The sequence below is a fragment of the Vibrio sp. 10N.261.51.A4 genome (genome assembly GCF_041471945.1).
Lineage (GTDB): Bacteria > Pseudomonadota > Gammaproteobacteria > Enterobacterales > Vibrionaceae > Vibrio > Vibrio crassostreae_C.
Genome location: NZ_JBFRPJ010000191.1, coordinates 1 through 353 on the forward strand (window position 1 = coordinate 1; position 353 = coordinate 353).

1 tRNA gene is annotated in these 353 nt (G+C 47.6%); it reads left to right on the plus strand.

From position 1 onward, the window contains the following. Positions 1-62: 62 nt before the first annotated feature. A tRNA-Asp gene (locus AB4384_RS23695) sits at positions 63-139 on the plus strand. The last annotated feature ends 214 nt before the right edge of the window (positions 140-353 follow it).

Genomic DNA, 353 nt, shown 5'->3' on the forward strand with positions numbered 1-353 from the left:
ATTAAATCTTTAGGTTGACCAACCTGGAGATATGGACGCTCACTTAGTGAGTTGACCACTGCGGAGTGGTAGTTCAGTTGGTTAGAATACCGGCCTGTCACGCCGGGGGTCGCGGGTTCGAGTCCCGTCCACTCCGCCACTTATTAGAAAAGCCCTGCTAGAAATAGCAGGGCTTTTTTACATCTCAATAAAAGTGTTTTGCCCTTCGCTCGAATGACTCCCACAAAGGGTTTGCCTGAAGCCCGCAACCCCGTCCATTCCACTACTTATACCAATCCGGAAAATTAACTGATCAGGTCAATCCAATCTCTTGTACACATTTTTGTGACGCGATCTTTGCACTCAAGAAATCC